Origin of the sequence: Streptomyces sp. NPDC058664 (genome assembly GCF_042716635.1) — a bacterium.
In the GTDB taxonomy this organism is placed as follows: Bacteria; Actinomycetota; Actinomycetes; order Streptomycetales; family Streptomycetaceae; genus Streptomyces.
On the sequence record NZ_JBHXRW010000271.1, the window covers coordinates 1 to 1,009 of the forward strand.

Consider the following 1,009-nt stretch of genomic DNA (forward strand, 5'->3'; position numbering starts at 1 on the left):
GTCCTCGGCTGGGCCGAACTCGTGATCGCGGCCGACTCCGATGCCGCCGGCCCCACCGCAGCCGGGGTGCTCGCGTCGGCGGCGTACGCCCGCTGGATGGCCGGTGACCTGCCCGGCGCCTACGACCGCGCCGCTCGCTCGCTCACCGTCTGCGACGACCCGCCCTACAACTCTTACGGTGCCTACGGTGTGTGCGACCTGTTCTCGGGTCGCTTCGACGAATCCGCCGAGTGGTATCGCCGCGCCGCCGTCATCCCCGATCGTCCGGCATCGAACATGGATGTGGCGACGTGGACCATGCTGCTCGGTTACGCGGGCGATCCGACCGTCGCGCAACGTTCGGCCGAACTCGTCGCCGAAACCGGCTCCGTCACTTCCCCTTACGTCGCCTACGCGCTCTATTGTGCGGGCGAGGCGATCCTCGATATCGACCAGGACCGGGCCCGCGACCTGCTCGACCGGGCATTGCGGATGGCCGAAGCCACCGGCACGACGTTCGTGTCCGGTGTCGCCGGGGCCTCGCGCGCCTCCCTCGATGTCCGTTCGCGCCGCACCGCCGACGCCGCAGCTGCGTACCCCGCGTTGATCCGCAGCTGGCAGCGCGCCGGAATGTGGTCCACCCAGTGGGTGATGCTGCGCTCGATCGCACTGTTGCTCGATCAGCTGGGCAGGTCGGAACAGGCCGCGGTCCTCGACGGAGCCATCCGCGCCGCTGCCGCCGATCAGCCCCTCGGTTCCGACCGCGAGGTCCTCGACCAGCTGTCCCAACGCTTGCGAACAGCCCTGGGCGACAACGATTTCGAACAGGCCCGTCGCCACGGCGCCGACCTCGGCAACGACGCGATCCTCGACTACACCCTGGCAGCCCTCGGCCCGCAGACCTGAATCAGCCTGCGGGCCATGGGTTTCACCAGCGCGGCTGCTCGCCCAGAATGCCGAGCACCGCCTTGCCGACCATCTCATGGGTCAGCGCGTCGTTGCCGGGATGGAAACCGCCACACCGCACATC

At 69.5% G+C, this 1,009-nt stretch carries 1 pseudogene; it reads left to right on the plus strand.

Annotated features, from left to right (window positions below):
* Window positions 1–885, plus strand: a pseudogene (locus ACFWUY_RS42080) (hypothetical protein); the annotation flags it as partial.
* Window positions 886–1,009 lie beyond the last annotated feature (124 nt).